The 15,352-nt window shown below is 69.5% G+C and carries 14 protein-coding genes; 8 read left to right on the top strand and 6 right to left on the bottom strand.

Features of this window, described 5'->3' with window-relative positions:
• Positions 1 to 14 precede the first annotated feature (14 nt).
• Genes ACQP2E_RS35225 through ACQP2E_RS35215 form a run of 3 tightly spaced genes read right to left on the bottom strand, consistent with a single transcriptional unit; the run spans position 15 to position 1,993 of the window.
• Positions 15 to 572, bottom strand: a complete 558-nt coding sequence (locus ACQP2E_RS35225; protein WP_433827283.1) for a GtrA family protein — start codon at positions 570 to 572, stop codon at positions 15 to 17.
• 40 nt (positions 573 to 612) lie between these two features.
• On the bottom strand, positions 613 to 1,182 hold the full coding sequence (locus tag ACQP2E_RS35220) for a GtrA family protein (protein WP_375790634.1): 570 nt from the start codon (positions 1,180 to 1,182) through the stop codon (positions 613 to 615).
• A 46-nt stretch (positions 1,183 to 1,228) separates the two neighbouring features.
• Positions 1,229 to 1,993, bottom strand: a complete 765-nt coding sequence (locus ACQP2E_RS35215; RefSeq protein ID WP_433827282.1) for a sigma-70 family RNA polymerase sigma factor — start codon at positions 1,991 to 1,993, stop codon at positions 1,229 to 1,231.
• A gap of 249 nt (positions 1,994 to 2,242) precedes the next feature.
• Between ACQP2E_RS35215 and ACQP2E_RS35210 the strand changes: the two genes are divergently transcribed.
• Positions 2,243 to 4,111: a phosphoenolpyruvate carboxykinase (GTP) gene (locus ACQP2E_RS35210; protein WP_433827281.1), complete on the top strand. Its 1,869-nt coding sequence runs from the start codon at positions 2,243 to 2,245 to the stop codon at positions 4,109 to 4,111.
• A 61-nt stretch (positions 4,112 to 4,172) separates the two neighbouring features.
• Here the strand turns inward: ACQP2E_RS35210 and ACQP2E_RS35205 are convergent, their stop codons facing one another.
• Positions 4,173 to 5,669, bottom strand: a complete 1,497-nt coding sequence (locus tag ACQP2E_RS35205) for a glycosyltransferase family 39 protein (protein ID WP_433827280.1) — start codon at positions 5,667 to 5,669, stop codon at positions 4,173 to 4,175.
• Positions 5,670 to 5,755: 86 nt separating this feature from the next.
• On the opposite strand from ACQP2E_RS35205, the gene ACQP2E_RS35200 reads away from it, so the two are divergent.
• Both ACQP2E_RS35200 and ACQP2E_RS35195 read left to right on the top strand, forming a co-directional pair.
• Positions 5,756 to 6,877 (top strand): geranylgeranyl reductase family protein, encoded by a 1,122-nt coding sequence (locus ACQP2E_RS35200; RefSeq protein ID WP_433827279.1) that lies wholly within the window; start codon positions 5,756 to 5,758, stop codon positions 6,875 to 6,877.
• A gap of 32 nt (positions 6,878 to 6,909) precedes the next feature.
• Positions 6,910 to 7,680 carry an isoprenyl transferase gene (locus ACQP2E_RS35195; RefSeq protein WP_433827278.1) on the top strand — a complete coding sequence of 257 codons (771 nt, stop codon included), beginning with the start codon at positions 6,910 to 6,912 and terminating at the stop codon, positions 7,678 to 7,680.
• Between the two features lie 933 nt (positions 7,681 to 8,613).
• Here ACQP2E_RS35195 and otsB read toward each other — a convergent pair.
• On the bottom strand, positions 8,614 to 9,420 hold the full coding sequence (otsB, locus tag ACQP2E_RS35190) for a trehalose-phosphatase (protein WP_433827277.1): 807 nt from the start codon (positions 9,418 to 9,420) through the stop codon (positions 8,614 to 8,616).
• A 273-nt stretch (positions 9,421 to 9,693) separates the two neighbouring features.
• Here otsB and ACQP2E_RS35185 point away from each other — a divergent pair, with 273 nt between their 5' ends.
• The 4 genes from ACQP2E_RS35185 (at position 9,694) to ACQP2E_RS35170 (ending at position 13,591) form a co-directional block, all read left to right on the top strand.
• Positions 9,694 to 11,112, top strand: coding sequence for a PhoH family protein (locus ACQP2E_RS35185; protein ID WP_433827276.1), 1,419 nt, complete (start codon positions 9,694 to 9,696; stop codon positions 11,110 to 11,112).
• A 269-nt stretch (positions 11,113 to 11,381) separates the two neighbouring features.
• Positions 11,382 to 12,083 carry a lytic transglycosylase domain-containing protein gene (locus tag ACQP2E_RS35180; protein WP_433827275.1) on the top strand — a complete coding sequence of 234 codons (702 nt, stop codon included), beginning with the start codon at positions 11,382 to 11,384 and terminating at the stop codon, positions 12,081 to 12,083.
• Positions 12,084 to 12,147: 64 nt separating this feature from the next.
• Positions 12,148 to 12,924, top strand: a complete 777-nt coding sequence (locus ACQP2E_RS35175; protein WP_433827274.1) for a S1 family serine peptidase — start codon at positions 12,148 to 12,150, stop codon at positions 12,922 to 12,924.
• 43 nt (positions 12,925 to 12,967) lie between these two features.
• Complete coding sequence (locus ACQP2E_RS35170; RefSeq protein WP_433827273.1) at positions 12,968 to 13,591, top strand: rhomboid family intramembrane serine protease; 624 nt, start codon at positions 12,968 to 12,970, stop codon at positions 13,589 to 13,591.
• Between the two features lie 44 nt (positions 13,592 to 13,635).
• Here the strand turns inward: ACQP2E_RS35170 and glpX are convergent, their stop codons facing one another.
• Positions 13,636 to 14,652, bottom strand: coding sequence for a class II fructose-bisphosphatase (gene glpX, locus ACQP2E_RS35165; protein ID WP_433827272.1), 1,017 nt, complete (start codon positions 14,650 to 14,652; stop codon positions 13,636 to 13,638).
• A 134-nt stretch (positions 14,653 to 14,786) separates the two neighbouring features.
• Here glpX and ACQP2E_RS35160 point away from each other — a divergent pair, with 134 nt between their 5' ends.
• A complete protein-coding gene (locus tag ACQP2E_RS35160) occupies positions 14,787 to 15,338 on the top strand; it encodes a DUF4245 domain-containing protein (RefSeq protein WP_433827271.1) in 552 nt (183 codons plus the stop codon).
• Positions 15,339 to 15,352: the final 14 nt, after the last annotated feature.

Below are 15,352 nucleotides of genomic sequence, written 5' to 3'. Positions count from 1 at the left end.
TCGGGGCGGAACACCTAGCGGGCGTCGAGCTCCGCCTGCAGGTCGAGGCTTGCCACACTGCCCGGCTCGTCGGCGGCGCTCAGCTCGGCGAGACCGGCCGTGGCGTCCAGCTCGGTGATCGCGGCCTCGTGCCCGTCGACCGGCGGCTTCAGGAAGACGAACGTGCGGTACGCCCAGAAGCGGAAGATCGTGCCGATGCCGATGCCGATCAGGGTGGTCATCATGAAGAGCAGCTCGTCGTGCTCCTCGGTGAGACCGAAGCCGTACTTGCCGATCGCGATGGTGCCCGACTGGATCACCATGCCGATCAGGTTGAACCCGAAGAAGAGGCTGTACTCCCGGCGCAGCGCCGTGCGGGTGTGATGCCGGTACGTCCAGTACCGGTTCGCCACGTACGCCAGCGTCGTGGTGACGACCGTGCCGACGATGCTGGCCTTGACGGCGCCGATGTCGAGCAGGGCGTACGTGATCGCGATGTAGAGCAGCGTGTTGCCGGCCCCGATGATGCCGAAGGCGATGGCTTCCGGGGCGAGACGGCGCAGGCGTTCCGTCAGCGTGCTGGCTGAGGGCATTGGGCAACCTTACGGGAACAGGGGCAATGACGCCGATGTGTCACAGCGCGGACGACGACGATGGCGTCACGCTCCGGTTCGGCGGGGATCCGGCCGGTTTCGCCTCGTTGTCCTCGACCGGGGCGTCGGTGGCCCGGAAGACGAAGCGGCGATATGACCAGAAGCGGAACATGGTACCCATAGCGGTTCCCACGAACTGTCCCGCTATGTTGTCGGCCACTGGGCTCCGCAGTGCGGGCCAGATCTGGCCGAGACCGTAATGGCTGATGGCGAGGCATGCCAGGGCGATGCCGAGGCCGATCGCGTTCAGCACGAAGAATGTCGTGTACTGCCGGGCCATGTTGGTGTGCCGGCCGCCGCGCCAGGTCCAGAACCGGTTGCCGAGGAACGCGAACGTCGTCGCGATGGTCGTGGAGACCGTCTTGGCGGTCAGCGTCTCGGCGCCGGCGCGGAGCAGCACGTTGAAGATCATCAAGTCGATGGCGAACGCGATGCCACCGACCGTGCCGAACTTGCCCACCTCGTGAACGAGGGCCCGCAGCCGTGTACGCAGGCTGGATGGCTGCGCTGGGTTCGGGGGCACGGCTCCGAGGGTACCGGTGGGGGTCACGTGTCGCTGTCCGCGCTGCCGAGTCTTTACCGCTCGCGACCGAGTCTTAACCGTGGCTCCCGGCATGGTGACGTGGCCGTAACGGTGTGTGCCGAAATCCGTCCACTTCGCGGATCTCGGCGAGCCGGACCCGGCAGTCGCCGCACCAGGAGAGGTGGGCGCGCATCCGGTGGGCGTCGCGGGCGGCGAGCCGGCCGCGTACCTGCCCGCCCAGCCGTTCGCCGGCCCACCGGCACTCCGGGTGATCAGCAACGGTCACGTGCTGTTGCAGATAGAGACTGCGCAGGCCCTCGCGTGCCCGGTGGGCAAGGACCGCCACGGCGTTCGGCGTGAGGCCCATCAGCGGCGCCAGCTCGGCCGGCGTGGTTCCTTCCACCTCGGTCTGCCAGAGCACGTCGCGCCAGCGCGGGGGCAGCTGGCGGAACGCGGCAGCGGCGTACTTGCGCTCCAGCCGGTCCAGGGCCGGGTCGGTGTACGGCTCACCCTCGTCGTACGGGGTGAGGTCGTCGGTGAACTCCAGCCGCCGGTCCTGCTTGGCCCGGTGGTAACAGACGTGCCGCATCGTGGTGTTCAGGTACGCCCGGAACGCCACGAGCGGTCCCCGTCCGGCGCGCAGCGTCGCGAACACCTTGGCGAACGTCTCGGCGACCAGGTCGTCGACGTCGGCAGGATCGCGAACCAGGCCGAACGCGAACTGCCGCACTGCCGCACGATGCCGCTCGTAGAGCGTGCCGAACGCGGCGGTGTCGCCAGCCCGGACGGCGCTCAGCAGATCGGTGTCCGAGTCCGCGACGTTGTCCGGGGTCGTCATTCCGCCTCCTGTGGCAGGAACCGCGAGGAAAGCCCCATTAGGTGAAAGTCTAGGTCGTTAAGTCCTTTTTGTGAAAGTTGTCAGGCGGGACGGTGAGCCTCGGCTTCGTAACGGACTCGGCTGCGCGCAGGTGCGCTAAGCGGCGAAGAATCGATCGTCTACGAGCATCGCAACCATAGATTGTGCGGTTGTCCACAAGTTCTACCGATGAACTCCATGCACAGTCGGGCTTACGCTGATGTGACTCCCATGACAGCGCCGGATTTTCCGGCTGATTCGTCATTGGTCAGTGCCGACCGAAGGAGCTTCATCTTGTCTCTGCCCCCTACCTCGCATCCCCGCCTGCTGGCGTGGGTCGACGAGGTCGCAGCCTTGACCACGCCTGACCGGATCGTCTGGTGCGACGGCTCGGAGGCCGAGTGGACCAGCCTCACCGACGCGCTCGTCGAGGCCGGCTCACTGGTCCGGCTCGATCCGGAGAAGAAACCGAACTCGTTCTGGGCGCGTACCGACCCGTCCGATGTGGCGCGTGTCGAGGAGCGTACGTACATCTGCTCGGTCGACGAGGCCGACGCCGGCCCGACGAACAACTGGATGGCCCCGGCCGAGATGAAGCAGCTCATGACCGAGCTGTACCGGGGTTCCATGCGCGGCCGCACGCTGTACGTGGTCCCGTTCTGCATGGGCCCGCTCGACGCGGAGCAGCCGATGTTCGGTGTCGAGCTCACGGACAGCCCATACGTCGTGGCCAGCATGCGCATCATGACCCGGATGGGGGCCGGGGTCCTGGAGGCGATGGGTGACGACGCGGACTTCGTGCCGGCGCTGCACTCGATCGGCGCGCCGCTGGCGCCGGGCCAGGAGGACGCCGCCTGGCCGTGCAACGAGACCAAGTACATCTCGCACTTCCCGGAGACCCGGGAGATCTGGTCGTTCGGCTCGGGGTACGGCGGCAACTCGCTGCTCGGCAAGAAGTGCTACTCGCTGCGGATCGCCAGCGTGGCCGCCCGCGACGAGGGCTGGCTCGCCGAGCACATGCTGATCATGAAGCTGACCTCGCCTGAGGGCCAGGTCCGGTACGTCGCCGGCGCGTTCCCGTCGGCCTGCGGCAAGACCAACCTCGCCATGCTGGAGCCGACCCTGCCCGGCTGGAAGGTCGAGACGGTCGGCGACGACATCGCCTGGATGCGTTTCGGCGAGGACGGCCGGCTCTGGGCCACCAACCCCGAGTTCGGGCTGTTCGGCGTCGCGCCCGGCACCGACTTCCACACCAACCCGAACGCGATGCGCACGCTCGCCAAGGGCAACTCGGTCTTCACCAACGTGGCGCTCACCGACGACGGCGACATCTGGTGGGAGGGCATGGGCGAGCCGCCCGCGCACCTGACCGACTGGAAGGGCAAGGACTGGACGCCGGATTCGGAAGCGGTCTCCAGCCACCCCAACAGCCGCTTCTGTACGCCGATCGAACAGTGCCCGATCCTCGCCGACGAGTACTACGACCCGCGTGGTGTGCCGATCGACGCGATCCTGTTCGGCGGCCGCCGCAAGACCACCATCCCGCTGGTCAGCGAGGCCCGGGACTGGGTCCACGGGGTGTACCTCGGGGCCACGCTCTCCAGCGAGACCACCGCGGCCGCGGTCGGCCAGGTCGGTGTGGTGCGCCGCGACCCGATGGCGATGCTGCCGTTCATCGGTTACCACGCCGGCGACTACTTCCAGCACTGGATCGACATGGCGAAGGGCGCCTCGGGCGACGCCGACAAGCTGCCCAAGGTCTTCTACGTCAACTGGTTCCGGCGTGACGAGGACGGCGGGTTCCTCTGGCCGGGCTTCGGCGAGAACAGCCGGGTGCTCAAGTGGGTCGTCGACCGCCTCGACGGCAAGGCCGACGCGGTCGAGACCCCGATCGGCCACGTGCCGACGCCGGAGTCGCTCGACCTGACCGGCCTGGACATCGACCCGGCCGCTCTGGAAGCGGTGCTCCGGGTCGACCCGCAGGAGTGGCTGGCCGAGATCCCGCAGGTCACCGAGTGGTTCAACAAGTTCGGTGACAAGCTGCCGGCCGTGCTCTGGGCCGAGCTGGACGCGCTGCGCGCCCGCCTCGCCGACGCGTGAGCCAGTCCGCGCCCGCTTCCGGACCTCCGGGGGCGGGCGCGGCCCCGCGCCGAGAACACGTTCAGCGCCGCTCGAACAGGGCAACCACTCCGAGCGGCTGAAGCCAGACCTCGGTCCGCCGGTAATCCCGGTCCAGCTTCGCCCCCAGCGGACCCGCAGCATCGGACATCGGATCCTCGCCGCGCCGCGCCCCGACATACCAGACCCGGGCTGTGTCGAAGCACGTCAGCGTCGCGCACTCGTCGGCGTCCAGCGCGCCGGCCCGCGCGGCCGGCCGCACCAGCAGCACGTCCGCCGGCCGGGGACGGTCGCGCAGCTCGTAGTCGAGCCCGGCCCGCAGCGACCACGTGCCGACCCGGCCGTAGACCACTCCGTCGCCCGGCCGCAGCCCGGCCGAGACGACCGAGGCGACGGTACGGAAGTTCATCCCGTCGCGGCTCGCCGGCCGGCGTACCGCCTGGTGTGTCTCCAGGGTGAGCGCAACCAGCAGGAGCAGCGCCGCGATCTGCCGCAGCCGGAACTCGCGCAGGGCCAGGGCAGCGAGCAGGGCCACCGGGACGATGACGACGAGGACGTACCGCGGCACCCAGATCGAGGCGCCGGCCAACGACGCGCCCAGCAGCAGCGCCGGCGGCAGCACCGCGAGGACGGCCAGCTCGACGATCGGCCGCTGGGCGGACCACGGTCCCGGCAACCGCGCGGTGAAGGCCAGCCCGATCAGGAAGAGGCCGGCCAGCTGGGCGCCGTAGAGCAGCCCGGCCGGCGCGGTCACGGTCGCGCCGAAGACGGCGCCGGGCGCGGTCAGCACGTCGTGCGCGTTCACCGGCGGGATCCAGTCCAGCTGGGCGCCGCGCTGGGCCAGGCCGAGCCGGATCAGCGGAGCGGTCAGCGCCACGGCGCCGGCCATCACCAGCGGCCCGCGCCACAGCCGCCGATCGCCGCCACGCCGGCGGCTGCCGAGAATCGTCAGGTGGGCCATCAGGATCAGCAGGCCGAGCAGGTGGGCGTACCCAAGAATGGTCACCGAAAGTCCGTAGCCCAGCCATCGCCGCCAGGCGGGCCGCGCCGTGGCGCGGTGGAAGAGCCACATCGTGAGCACCCCGGCGAGCAGCGCGATCCCGTAAACCCGCGCCTCGGTGGCGTAACGGGACAGCTGCGGGACGGTGACCAGGATCAGGGCGCCGGTCAGGCCGGTGACCGGGCCGAACAGGACGCGACCCCACTCGCCGGCGATGCCCACCGCGACCGCGACGGCCAGCAGCGACGGCAGCCGCATCACCGCCGTCCTGTCGCCGAAGATCTCGATCCAGTAATGCATGAACAGGTAATAGGGCGCGATCACCCCGTCGATCTCGCCGGCCATCCGGACGATCTCGGCGGGCGTGCGGGTCGCGACCGACCAGGTGGCGTGCTCGTCCCAGCCGAGCGCCGGCCGCCGCAGCGCTGTCGACCCGATCGCCAGCATGATCAGTGCCGGGAAGACCGACGGGTACAGCGGCGGCCACCGCCGGGTCCCGGCCGGCGCGATCACCCGCAGGTCCGGGATCGTGAGGGTCATGCTCCGGGGTACGAGCAGTGGATGACCAGCACGGGCCTTGCGGGTGAACAGTGGCCCCCGAGCCGGGGAGTCGGCAGGCTGTGCTGATGGACGTCTATGACGTGGCCGTGGTCGGCGCCGGTCCGGCCGGTTCCGCCGCCGCCCTGGCCGCGCTGCGGTCCGGCGCCAGCGTGCTGCTGCTGGACCGGGCCGCCTTCCCCAGGGACAAAACGTGCGGTGACGGCATCGCCGCCGAGGCCCTCGACGTGCTCACCGAGCTGGGCGTGCCGGACGCCGCCGCCGGGTTCCGGTCCGTCGAACGGCTGCGGCTGGTCGCTCCCGGCGGCGCGGCGGTGGCCCGGACGCTGCCGCGCCCGGCGCACACCGTGCCGCGTGAGATCTTCGACGAACGCCTGGTCCGTGCGGCGGTCGCGCAGGGCGCGGACCTGCGCTTGCACAAGGCCCATCGGGTACGCGAGGACGACCCGATCGTGATCGACGAGACGTACCGGGCACGGGTGCTGATCGGGGCCGACGGGGCCGGATCGGTGGTGCGCCGCGCGCTCGGGCACGGCGCGAACCCGGCCGGGCATCTGGCGATCGCGATCCGGGGCTACGCACCTGCGGCGGACACCGGCGAGCAGGTCATCGTGACGACCCGGCAGCGCTGGCCGGCGTACGCCTGGCGGTTCCCGATCGGGGACGGGACGGCGAACGTGGGTTACGGGGAACTGTTGCGGGGGCGGGGGGTGTCTCGGGCGTACCTGCGCAAGCGGCTCGACGAACTGCTGCCCGGCAGCGAACCGGAAAGGGTGAGCGGGCACCACCTGCCGTTGTCCACCCGCCGCCCGGCGGCGGGTCGCGGGAGCGTGCTGCTCGCCGGCGACGCGCTGTCGCTGATCAACCCGCTGACCGGGGAGGGGATCTTCTACGCGGTGCTCTCCGGCGCGCTGGCCGGCGCCGAAGCGGCACGCGGCCCGAAGGACGTGGCGCGGCGTTACCGGGACGCGCTGCGGCGGCGGCTCGGGCGTCACCTGCGGCATTCGGCGCTCGCGGCCGGGCTGACCGGATGGCCGCATGTCGCCGACGCCGCGGTCAGCGCGGCCGCCTCGGACGCCCGCACGTTCAACCGGATGGTGGAGCTGGGACTCGCGGACGGGCTGCTGGACGCTCGCACGATCGGGCGCATCGGATGGCAGATGGTGCAGTGGCGGGCCGTCGCCGCTTGAGCCCTCGGCGGGTGTGGCTACCCTTTGCGGTGATGAGTCTGCGTTCCCTGGTCTATTCCTTTTACGAGCGGCGGCTTGCCGGAAAGCTCGTCGGCAAGCCCGTGCCCCGGCACGTCGGCGTCATGTGCGACGGCAACCGGCGCTGGGCCCGCGAGATGGGTTTCGTCGACCCCAACGACGGCCACCGAGTCGGCGCGTCCCGCATCAAGGAGCTGCTGACCTGGTGCGATCAGGCCGGCATAGAGCACGTCACGCTCTACCTGCTGGCAACCGACAACCTTCAACGCCCGTCCGCCGAGCTGGACCCGCTCGTGAGGATCATCGAGGACCTCGCGACCGAGCTGGCCGAGGAAGGCAACCCGTGGCGGCTGCGGATGGTGGGCGCGCTCGATGTGCTGCCGTCGGCGACCGCGGCGACGCTCAAGGCCGCACAGGAGAAGACCCAGAACCGCGGTGACGGTGTCGAGGTCAACATGGCGGTCGGTTACGGCGGCCGGCGCGAGATCACCGACGCGGTGCGCTCGCTTCTCTACGAACACGCGGCGACCGGCGGCACCATCGAGGAGCTCGCCGAGATCCTCGACGTGGAGCACATTGCCGAGCACCTGTACACCCGCGGCCAGCCCGACCCGGACCTGGTCATCCGGACCAGCGGCGAGCAGCGGCTCTCCGGGTTCCTGCTCTGGCAGTCCGCGCACTCGGAGTTCTACTTCCACGACGCGAACTGGCCAGATTTCCGGCGGATCGACTTCCTGCGGGCCCTCCGGTCGTACGGCAGCAGGCAGCGCCGTTACGGGGCGTGAGGGCGCTTCCCGCTTCTTCGTCGCGATCTTGATGGTTCTGTGCGGCACTCGGGTTTCGCCATTTGTAGGCGGTAGCGGGGCGGTAGCGGGGCGGGGGCTGTGTAGCGGATTCTCGATGCGAGGTGCCGCTCGGAGATCTTGTGCGGTTTGGCCGGCCGATCGACCACGAGTGCACGAGTTCGCGGGTGGGCCACCCGTGGCATGTCGGTTTCGGGTGGTGTGGGGGCTTTGTGGTGATGCTCTGTCACCACGGCAGGTGGACGGTGCTGGATCTTGGAGAGTCGTGGGTGTTCTATGCCCCGCCGGTCTCCAAGTTTCGGCCGACGTGCTTCACGGTTCGATGTGGTGAGCGCGGTGCTTCACGGTTCGATGTGGTGAACATGTGCTCCATAGTTCCGGCGTCGTGAACGCGGAGCCCCGCCGATCTTGTGGAGTTCGGCGAACCGTTTGTGCGTAACTCCGCAAGATCGGCAGGGTTTGTTCGATCTTGTGGAGTTGTGCGAACACGTCTGCGGGGAAGTTCACAAGATCCAGGCGGGGCGGGGCGGGGCGGGGCGGGGCGGGGCGGGGCGGGGCGGGGCGGGGCGGGGCGGGGCAGGGCGGCGCGCGCAGAACGGCGCGGGGCGGCGCGGGACAGCGGGGCGGGGCGAGCGGCGCGGACACAGCGGCGCGGGACACAGCGGGGCGGGCAGAGCGGGGCAGGGCGGGTACAGCGGCGCGGGCACAGCGGCGCGGGCACAGCGGCGCGGGCAGAACGGCGCGGGACACAGCGGGGCGGGCAGAACGGCGCGGGACACAGCGGGGCGGGCAGAACGGCGCGGGACACAGCGGGGCGGGCAGAACGGCGCGGGACACAGCGGGGCGGGCAGGGCGGGGCACAGCGGCGCGGGGGCGAGGCCCGAGTGGCGGGTGCATCGCCGAGATCGGGATGGGTCAGAAGCGGCGCAGGCCTTCGGTCAGGAAAGCTGCCACGGCGTCCGGTGACTCCAGCGTGAGGTCGGCGGCGCTGGACACCTCGGCGCCGGTCTCCGGGTTGGCCACGGCCACCGCCATGCCGAAGAAGCGCGGGTCGACGGCCTCCCGGGCGCGCAGCGCGTCGAAGGCCTTGATGTCGGACATGTCGTCGCCGAAGTACCACGCGCAGCCCGCGTTGCGCACGCCCTCGGTGATGACCATGCCCTTGTCCTGGTCGACCGGGGGTTTGAGCTCGACGACCATGCGGCCGTTCTGAATCCGCAGGCCCAGGCGCTCGGCCTGCTCGTGACCCCAGCGCTCGACGGTCCCGGCCAGGTCGGGCGCGGTCCGGTAGTGCAGGGCGACGGAGAGCCGCTTGTATTCCACCAGGGTCTCGGCGGGCAGCTCGGTGCGTGCCTGCTCGGCGAGCTCGCTCATGGTGGGCACGAACTCCAGCGCGGCCGGCTCGGTCACCACCTGACCGTCGTGCCACACCTCGAGGCCGTAGAGCCCGTAGAGGTCGACGCCTTCCAGAGTCTCGAAGCGCGACCGCAGGAAACTGACTGGTCGGGCTGAGACGATCGCCACACGAGCGACCACCGACGCCAGCCGATCCAGCACGCCGAGGACGGCCGGAACCGGCTGGGAGGCGTCGGGGTCGTCGGTCACCGGCGACAGCACACCGTCGAAATCAAAGAAGAAGGTGGTGGAGGAGGCCCGCTCGGCTGTGAAAGCCCAGGCCTCGTCGGTGGTCAGGGGATGTGTCGGACGCGCAATCTCTGCCACGCAAGCCAGACTACCCGCGGAAGGTCGTCTTTTAAGCGCGACGATTTCGCGTGGGGTGAGCGTCACCCCTGAGTGCCCGAATTTGCGCACTACCGCAGGACGCAGTTGACCGCTAGCGTTTGAGTCATGGCACGGGGTCATCCCGAGCCAGCCGGCCGGCCCGGACCTGCGACAACTTGCGCCACAGGGCCCGCAATCCTGCCCTGTGCATGTGCCGGCGGCCGGAGGTGGCGGACCGCGGGCGGCGGGTTGCACGCTCGCTGGAGCAGGCCTGTGACATCTCGCCGTACCGATGCCGGTGTCGCTTCGAACTCCGACCCGGCCGACAAGGTGACCACGACTCGTGCCACCACCTCGCGCCGCAAGGTGCGAGACCGGCACACCGACGCTGAGCCCGCCCCGGCCGGCCGCGTCTTCGTCCTGGACACTTCGGTCCTGCTGTCCGACCCGGCGGCGTTCCGCCGGTTCACCGATCACGAGGTGATCATTCCCCTCGTGGTCATCTCCGAACTGGAGGGCAAACGTCACCACGCCGAGCTCGGCTGGTTCGCCCGGCAGGCTCTGCGGATGCTGGACGAGCTGCGGATCAAGTTCGGCCGGCTGGATCAGCCGGTGCTCTGCAACGACGAGGGCGGCACGGTCCGCGTCGAGCTCAACCACGCCGACCAGAGCGCGCTGCCGCAGGGCTTCCGCAACGACTCGAACGACACCCGCATCCTGTCGGTGGCGCTCGGGCTGGCCGCGGAAGGCCGCGACGTCACGCTGGTCAGCAAGGACATGCCGCTACGGGTGAAAGCCGCCTCGGTCGGTCTGACCGCCGACGAGTACCGGCACGGCCAGGCCAGCGACCCGACGTGGACCGGCATGGCCGACCTGAAACTTACCGAGGATCAGGTGGTCTCCCTCTACGCCGGCGACGAGCTGGAGCTGGAGGAGGCGGAGAACCTGCCCTGCCACACCGGCCTGGTGATCCACTCCTCGAAGGGCTCGGCGCTGGCCCGGGTCAACCCGGACAAGAGCGTCAGGCTGGTCCGCGGTGACCGGGATGCCTTCGGGCTGCGGGGCCGTTCGGCCGAGCAACGGGTGGCGCTGGACATCCTGCTCGACGAGTCGGTCGGGATCGTCTCGCTGGGCGGCCGGGCCGGCACCGGCAAATCCGCGCTGGCGCTCTGCGCCGGCCTGGAAGCGACGATGGAGCGCAACCGCCACAAGAAGGTGATCGTCTTCCGGCCTCTCTATGCGGTCGGTGGCCAGGAACTCGGCTACCTGCCCGGCAGCGAGTCGGAGAAGATGTCGCCCTGGGCGCAGGCCGTCTTCGACACCCTCGGCTCGGTGGCGCACGCCAACGTGGTCGAGGAGGTGATGGCCCGCGGGATGCTCGAGGTCCTGCCGTTGACCCACATCCGGGGCCGGAGCCTGCACGACGCGTTCGTCATCGTCGACGAGGCACAGTCGCTGGAGCGCAACGTGCTGCTGACCGTGCTGTCCCGCATCGGCCAGAACTCACGGGTGGTGCTCACCCATGACGTGGCCCAGCGTGACAATCTGCGGGTCGGCCGGCACGACGGTGTGACCGCGGTGATCGAAGCGCTGAAGGGGCATCCGATCTTCGCCCATGTCACGCTGACCCGTTCGGAGCGGTCTCCCATCGCTGAGGTGGTCACCGACCTGTTGGAGGAAATCCCCCTGTGAGATGACGCCAGCGCGGGACTTTGTGCCGAAATGAGCTAAAAAAACGAGTGACTAACGTCACAAGACCGCGTTGGCATTTCACATCCACTTCACGTTGCGCCATGGTGTCTGGCGAGCGCCATCGCGTGGCAACGACGTCGGAGATCGACTGGAGCCACCCCCTCGGTAGTTCGAGGTGGCGGCCCCACGTGGTCGCGGTGCTCGCGGTGCGTAACTGCCGGTGACGGCAGGATCGCACCGCGTCATTGCCCCCGACGAAGGGATTCTTCGTGAAGCGGCTCTGGAGCCGGCTCGGTGTTCGTGCGGCGTCTGTCGGTCTTCTCCTCGCGGGACTGGTCGGCGGTGTCTACCTCGGACAGAACCGGGAGATCCAGCAAGCCAGCGCTGAGTCCCAGCTCGTCATGCAGGCGAACGCGGATGAGATTCAGCTGCTGAAAGCGCGTCAGGCGGAACACGCGGCTGCCCGGGCCTTCCGGAGCAAGGCGGAGGACGCCGCAGCGGCGAAGGCGGCCACCGAGGCCAAGGCCGCCGCCGGCAAGGCGCGCACGCTGGAGAAAAAGGCGATCGCCGCGGAGGCAGCCGAGAAGAAGGCGGCCGAGGCGAAGAAAGCCGAGGAGTCCGGCGGACCGGTGGTCTACACCGGCGAGATCCCGGATTCCTGCAACGACTACAGCGGCAGCCGCAAGATCGGCTGTGCCCTGATGCTCGACGCCGGTTTCGGCCTCGCCCAGTTCCCCTGCCTGGACAAGCTGTGGAAAAAGGAGAGTGGCTGGAACTACAAGGCCACGAACCGCAGCTCCGGCGCGTACGGGATCCCGCAGGCCCTGCCCGGCAGCAAAATGGCGTCGGAGGGCTCGGACTGGAAGACCAACCCGGCCACCCAGATCGAGTGGGGCCTCGGCTACATCAAGGGCCGGTACAGCACGCCCTGTGGAGCATGGAGCCACTCGCAGAACGTCGGCTGGTACTGATCTGACGTAAAGAGGGCTGCGCGGCACGCCGCGCAGCCCTCTTTTGCTGTGATCCAATGTCCGTATGGTCCGAAATGCCGCTTCGCTTGTCCTGGCTGCCGCATTGGTGCTGCCGGTCGGAGCCATGCCGGCCCGGGCGGACGGGCGCATCCGAGAGGTCATCGGCGGCAAGGTCGCCACGGCCGGCAGGTTCCCGTGGGCGGTGCGGCTCTCGATGGGCTGCGGCGGGACGCTGACCGCGCCCCGGGTGGTGCTCACGGCCGGCCACTGCGTCGGCAAGACCGGTCCGAACCGGAAGATCACCGTCACGGCCGGGGCGCCCGATCTGAAGTCGAAGAAGGCGATCACGGTGAAATCGGTCGAGGTGTTTCGATCACCCGATTTCATCACCGAGACCAGTGGCGACGACTGGGCCGTGGTCCGGCTGGAACGCGCCCTCGACCTGCCCACCCTGGATCTGGTCCCGGACGGCAGCCGCGACGAGGGCACGTTCACCGTGATGGGCTGGGGGCAGACCCAGGAGACCGCGCTGCGGCAGGAGCGCCGGTTGCACTACGCGGACGTGCCCACCATCCCGGACGAGGATTGCGCCAAGGCATTCCACCGGGTCGGCGTCGATCTGGTCCGCGACGAGTCGATCTGCGCGGGAAAGCACGGCGTGGACACCTGCCAGGGGGATTCCGGGGGTCCGATGGTGCGCCGGGACCGGGACGGCAAGTGGGTACAGGTCGGGATCGTCAGCTGGGGACTCGGATGTGCCCGCGACGGCTATTTCGGCGTATATACGCAGGTGTCGAAGTTTCGTGAGGCGATCCTTGCAGCTACTCGCAAGCTGAGCTGAACCTGAGTGGCCGCGGGTGCGCCCGGCTGACACCATCAGGAGCATGGGGTACGGCGGGTGGGCGCAGCAGGCACGTGAGGACGAGGCGGCGAAGTTCGGCACCGAGGCGTTCTACGCGGCGCTGGGCCGCGCCTTCGTCACGATGTGCGCCATCGTCCCGGGACTCTTCCTGATCGAGGCGCTGGACGTCGCCCTCGGTCCCGGCACGCTCGACGTGGCCGGCGGCATCATTCCCCGGCACATCCAGGGGCTCGACGGCGTCCTGTTCAGCCCGTTCCTGCACGCCGACTGGGAGCATCTGTACGGCAACGCGGTCCCGTTGATCCTGCTAGGCACGTTCGTGCTGGCCGGAGGCGTGCGCCGGTTCATCTGGTCGACCGTACTGATCATGGGGGTGTCCGGGCTCGGCGTCTGGATCATCGGCGACCCGCGCAGTGTCGTGGTCGGCGCCAGCGGCGTCATCTTCGGATACCTCGGCATCCTGCTGACCCGCGGCCTGGTCGAGCGCAGCTGGTGGAACTTCGCGGTGGCCGTCTTCATCGGCTTGCTGTACTGGTACCAGCTGTACGGCATCCTGCCCACCGACGCGCGGGTCTCCTGGCAGGGGCACCTGCTCGGCCTGGTGGGCGGCGCGCTGGCGGCGGTGCTGTTCCGCCGCCGGCGCTGACCCGCGTTTCGTTCTACCCGCGTTTCGTTTTACCCGCGTTTCGTTTACAGAGTGGGCAGGTGCCCGTCGAAGTCCACCGCTGAGTACAGCGCGAGTTTCTCCAGCCGGTGATACGAGTCGATCACCCGGATCGTGCCGCTCTTGGATCGCATCACGATCGACTGGGTGTGTGCGCCACCGGCCCGGTACCGCACGCCCTTGAGCAGGTCGCCCGAGGTCACGCCGGTCGCCACGAAGAAGCAGTTGTCGCCGGTGACCAGGTCGTCGGTGGACAGCACCCGGTCCAGGTCGTGCCCGCCGGCGACCGCTTTCTCCCGCTCCGACTCGTCGAGCGGCCACAGCTTCGCCTGGATCATGCCGCCGAGACACTTGAGCGCACACGCCGCGGTGATGCCCTCGGGGGTGCCGCCGATGCCCATCAGCACGTCGACATCGGACTCCTCCCGCGCCGCCGCGATGGCGCCGGCGATGTCACCGTCCGAGATGAACCGGATGTTCGCGCCGGCCTGCCGGACCTCCTCGACCAGCTTGGAGTGCCGCGGACGGTCCAGGATGCACACCGTGACGTCGGAGACGCTCGACTTCTTCGCCTTGGCGATGCGCCGCAGGTTCTCGGTGGCACCGGCGTTGATGTCGATGACGTCGGCGCAGTCCGGGCCGACCGCGATCTTCTCCATGTAGAAGACGGCGCTCGGGTCGAACATCGCGCCGCGCTCGGCCACCGCGAGGACCGCCACCGCGCCCGGCATACCCTTGCTCATCAGCGTGGTGCCGTCGACCGGGTCGACCGCGACGTCCACCTCAGGACCGGTGCCGTCACCGACCCGCTCCCCGTTGAAAAGCATCGGCGCTTCGTCTTTCTCACCCTCACCGATCACCACGACGCCGCGCATCTGGATCGAGTTGATGAGTTTGCGCATGGCGTCGACGGCGGCGCCGTCTCCGCCGTTCTTGTCACCGCGACCGACCCAGCGCCCAGCGGCCATGGCGGCCGCCTCGGTCACTCGGACCAGGTCGAGGGCGATGTTGCGGTCGAGGTCCTGGGGGACTCGGGCTGGCACGGGGGCCTCCTCGCGACGTTGCGGGGCAGAAGCCGGGCGCGGTGAAGCGGAGCCGGTTCCTGGTAAGTCTTCCGATCCTGGCATCCGAGGACGCGCCAAGTCTCGGTTCAGCGACATGGTTAACAATGGGATGCGTGGAACCCGCTGCGTCTGCCCCTGCCGCTCCGTCCCCGCGGCTCGCCCCGCGTGAGGGCCGCCGTCACCGCGACATGATCCTGTCGTTGCTGGTGCTGCTCATCCCGATCGGACTGGGGATGACGTATTGGCGCGTGGTGCTCGACGGCGACAAGCCGATCGCGAAGGACCCGTCGTCGGCCGTCCAGCTGGCCTCGGCCCATTTCACCGTCGTGCAGCCGACCGGCCTCGGCGAGGACTGGACCGTCACGTCGGCCAATTTCCGCAACGAGAACGGCGGGGCGACGCTGCGCATCGGTTACGCCGATCCGGACGCCGACCCGATCCTGATGGTGCAGAGCACTGTGCCGGCGGCCACCCTGGTCCCCGCCGAGGTGGGCGACGAGGGCAAGCGGACCGGCACGTTCCGCTCGGCGAACCGGGCCTGGATGACGTACGCCGGGCGGCCGGGCGAGATCGCGTTCATCGTGACCGAGGAGAACCGCACGATCGTGCTGGTCGGCAAGACCGACCAGAAGAACCTGGAGACGCTGGCGTCGGCGCTGCCCTGACGCTCGGCTGGTCG

This window comes from Actinoplanes sp. CA-015351 (genome assembly GCF_050955685.1).
GTDB lineage: Bacteria > Actinomycetota > Actinomycetes > Mycobacteriales > Micromonosporaceae > Actinoplanes.
This window is presented reverse-complemented; position numbering and strand designations above follow the sequence as displayed.

Excerpts from the sequence above, each read along its gene's own strand:
- ACQP2E_RS35225 (WP_433827283.1), bottom strand. The coding sequence starts at position 572 with ATGCCCTCAGCCAGCACGCTGACGGAACGCCTGCGCCGTCTCGCCCCG.
- ACQP2E_RS35215 (WP_433827282.1), bottom strand. The coding sequence starts at position 1,993 with ATGACGACCCCGGACAACGTCGCGGACTCGGACACCGATCTGCTGAGC.
- ACQP2E_RS35210 (WP_433827281.1), top strand. The coding sequence starts at position 2,243 with ATGACAGCGCCGGATTTTCCGGCTGATTCGTCATTGGTCAGTGCCGAC.
- ACQP2E_RS35205 (WP_433827280.1), bottom strand. The coding sequence starts at position 5,669 with ATGACCCTCACGATCCCGGACCTGCGGGTGATCGCGCCGGCCGGGACC.
- ACQP2E_RS35200 (WP_433827279.1), top strand. The coding sequence starts at position 5,756 with ATGGACGTCTATGACGTGGCCGTGGTCGGCGCCGGTCCGGCCGGTTCC.
- ACQP2E_RS35195 (WP_433827278.1), top strand. The coding sequence starts at position 6,910 with ATGAGTCTGCGTTCCCTGGTCTATTCCTTTTACGAGCGGCGGCTTGCC.
- ACQP2E_RS35175 (WP_433827274.1), top strand. The coding sequence starts at position 12,148 with ATGGTCCGAAATGCCGCTTCGCTTGTCCTGGCTGCCGCATTGGTGCTG.
- ACQP2E_RS35170 (WP_433827273.1), top strand. The coding sequence starts at position 12,968 with ATGGGGTACGGCGGGTGGGCGCAGCAGGCACGTGAGGACGAGGCGGCG.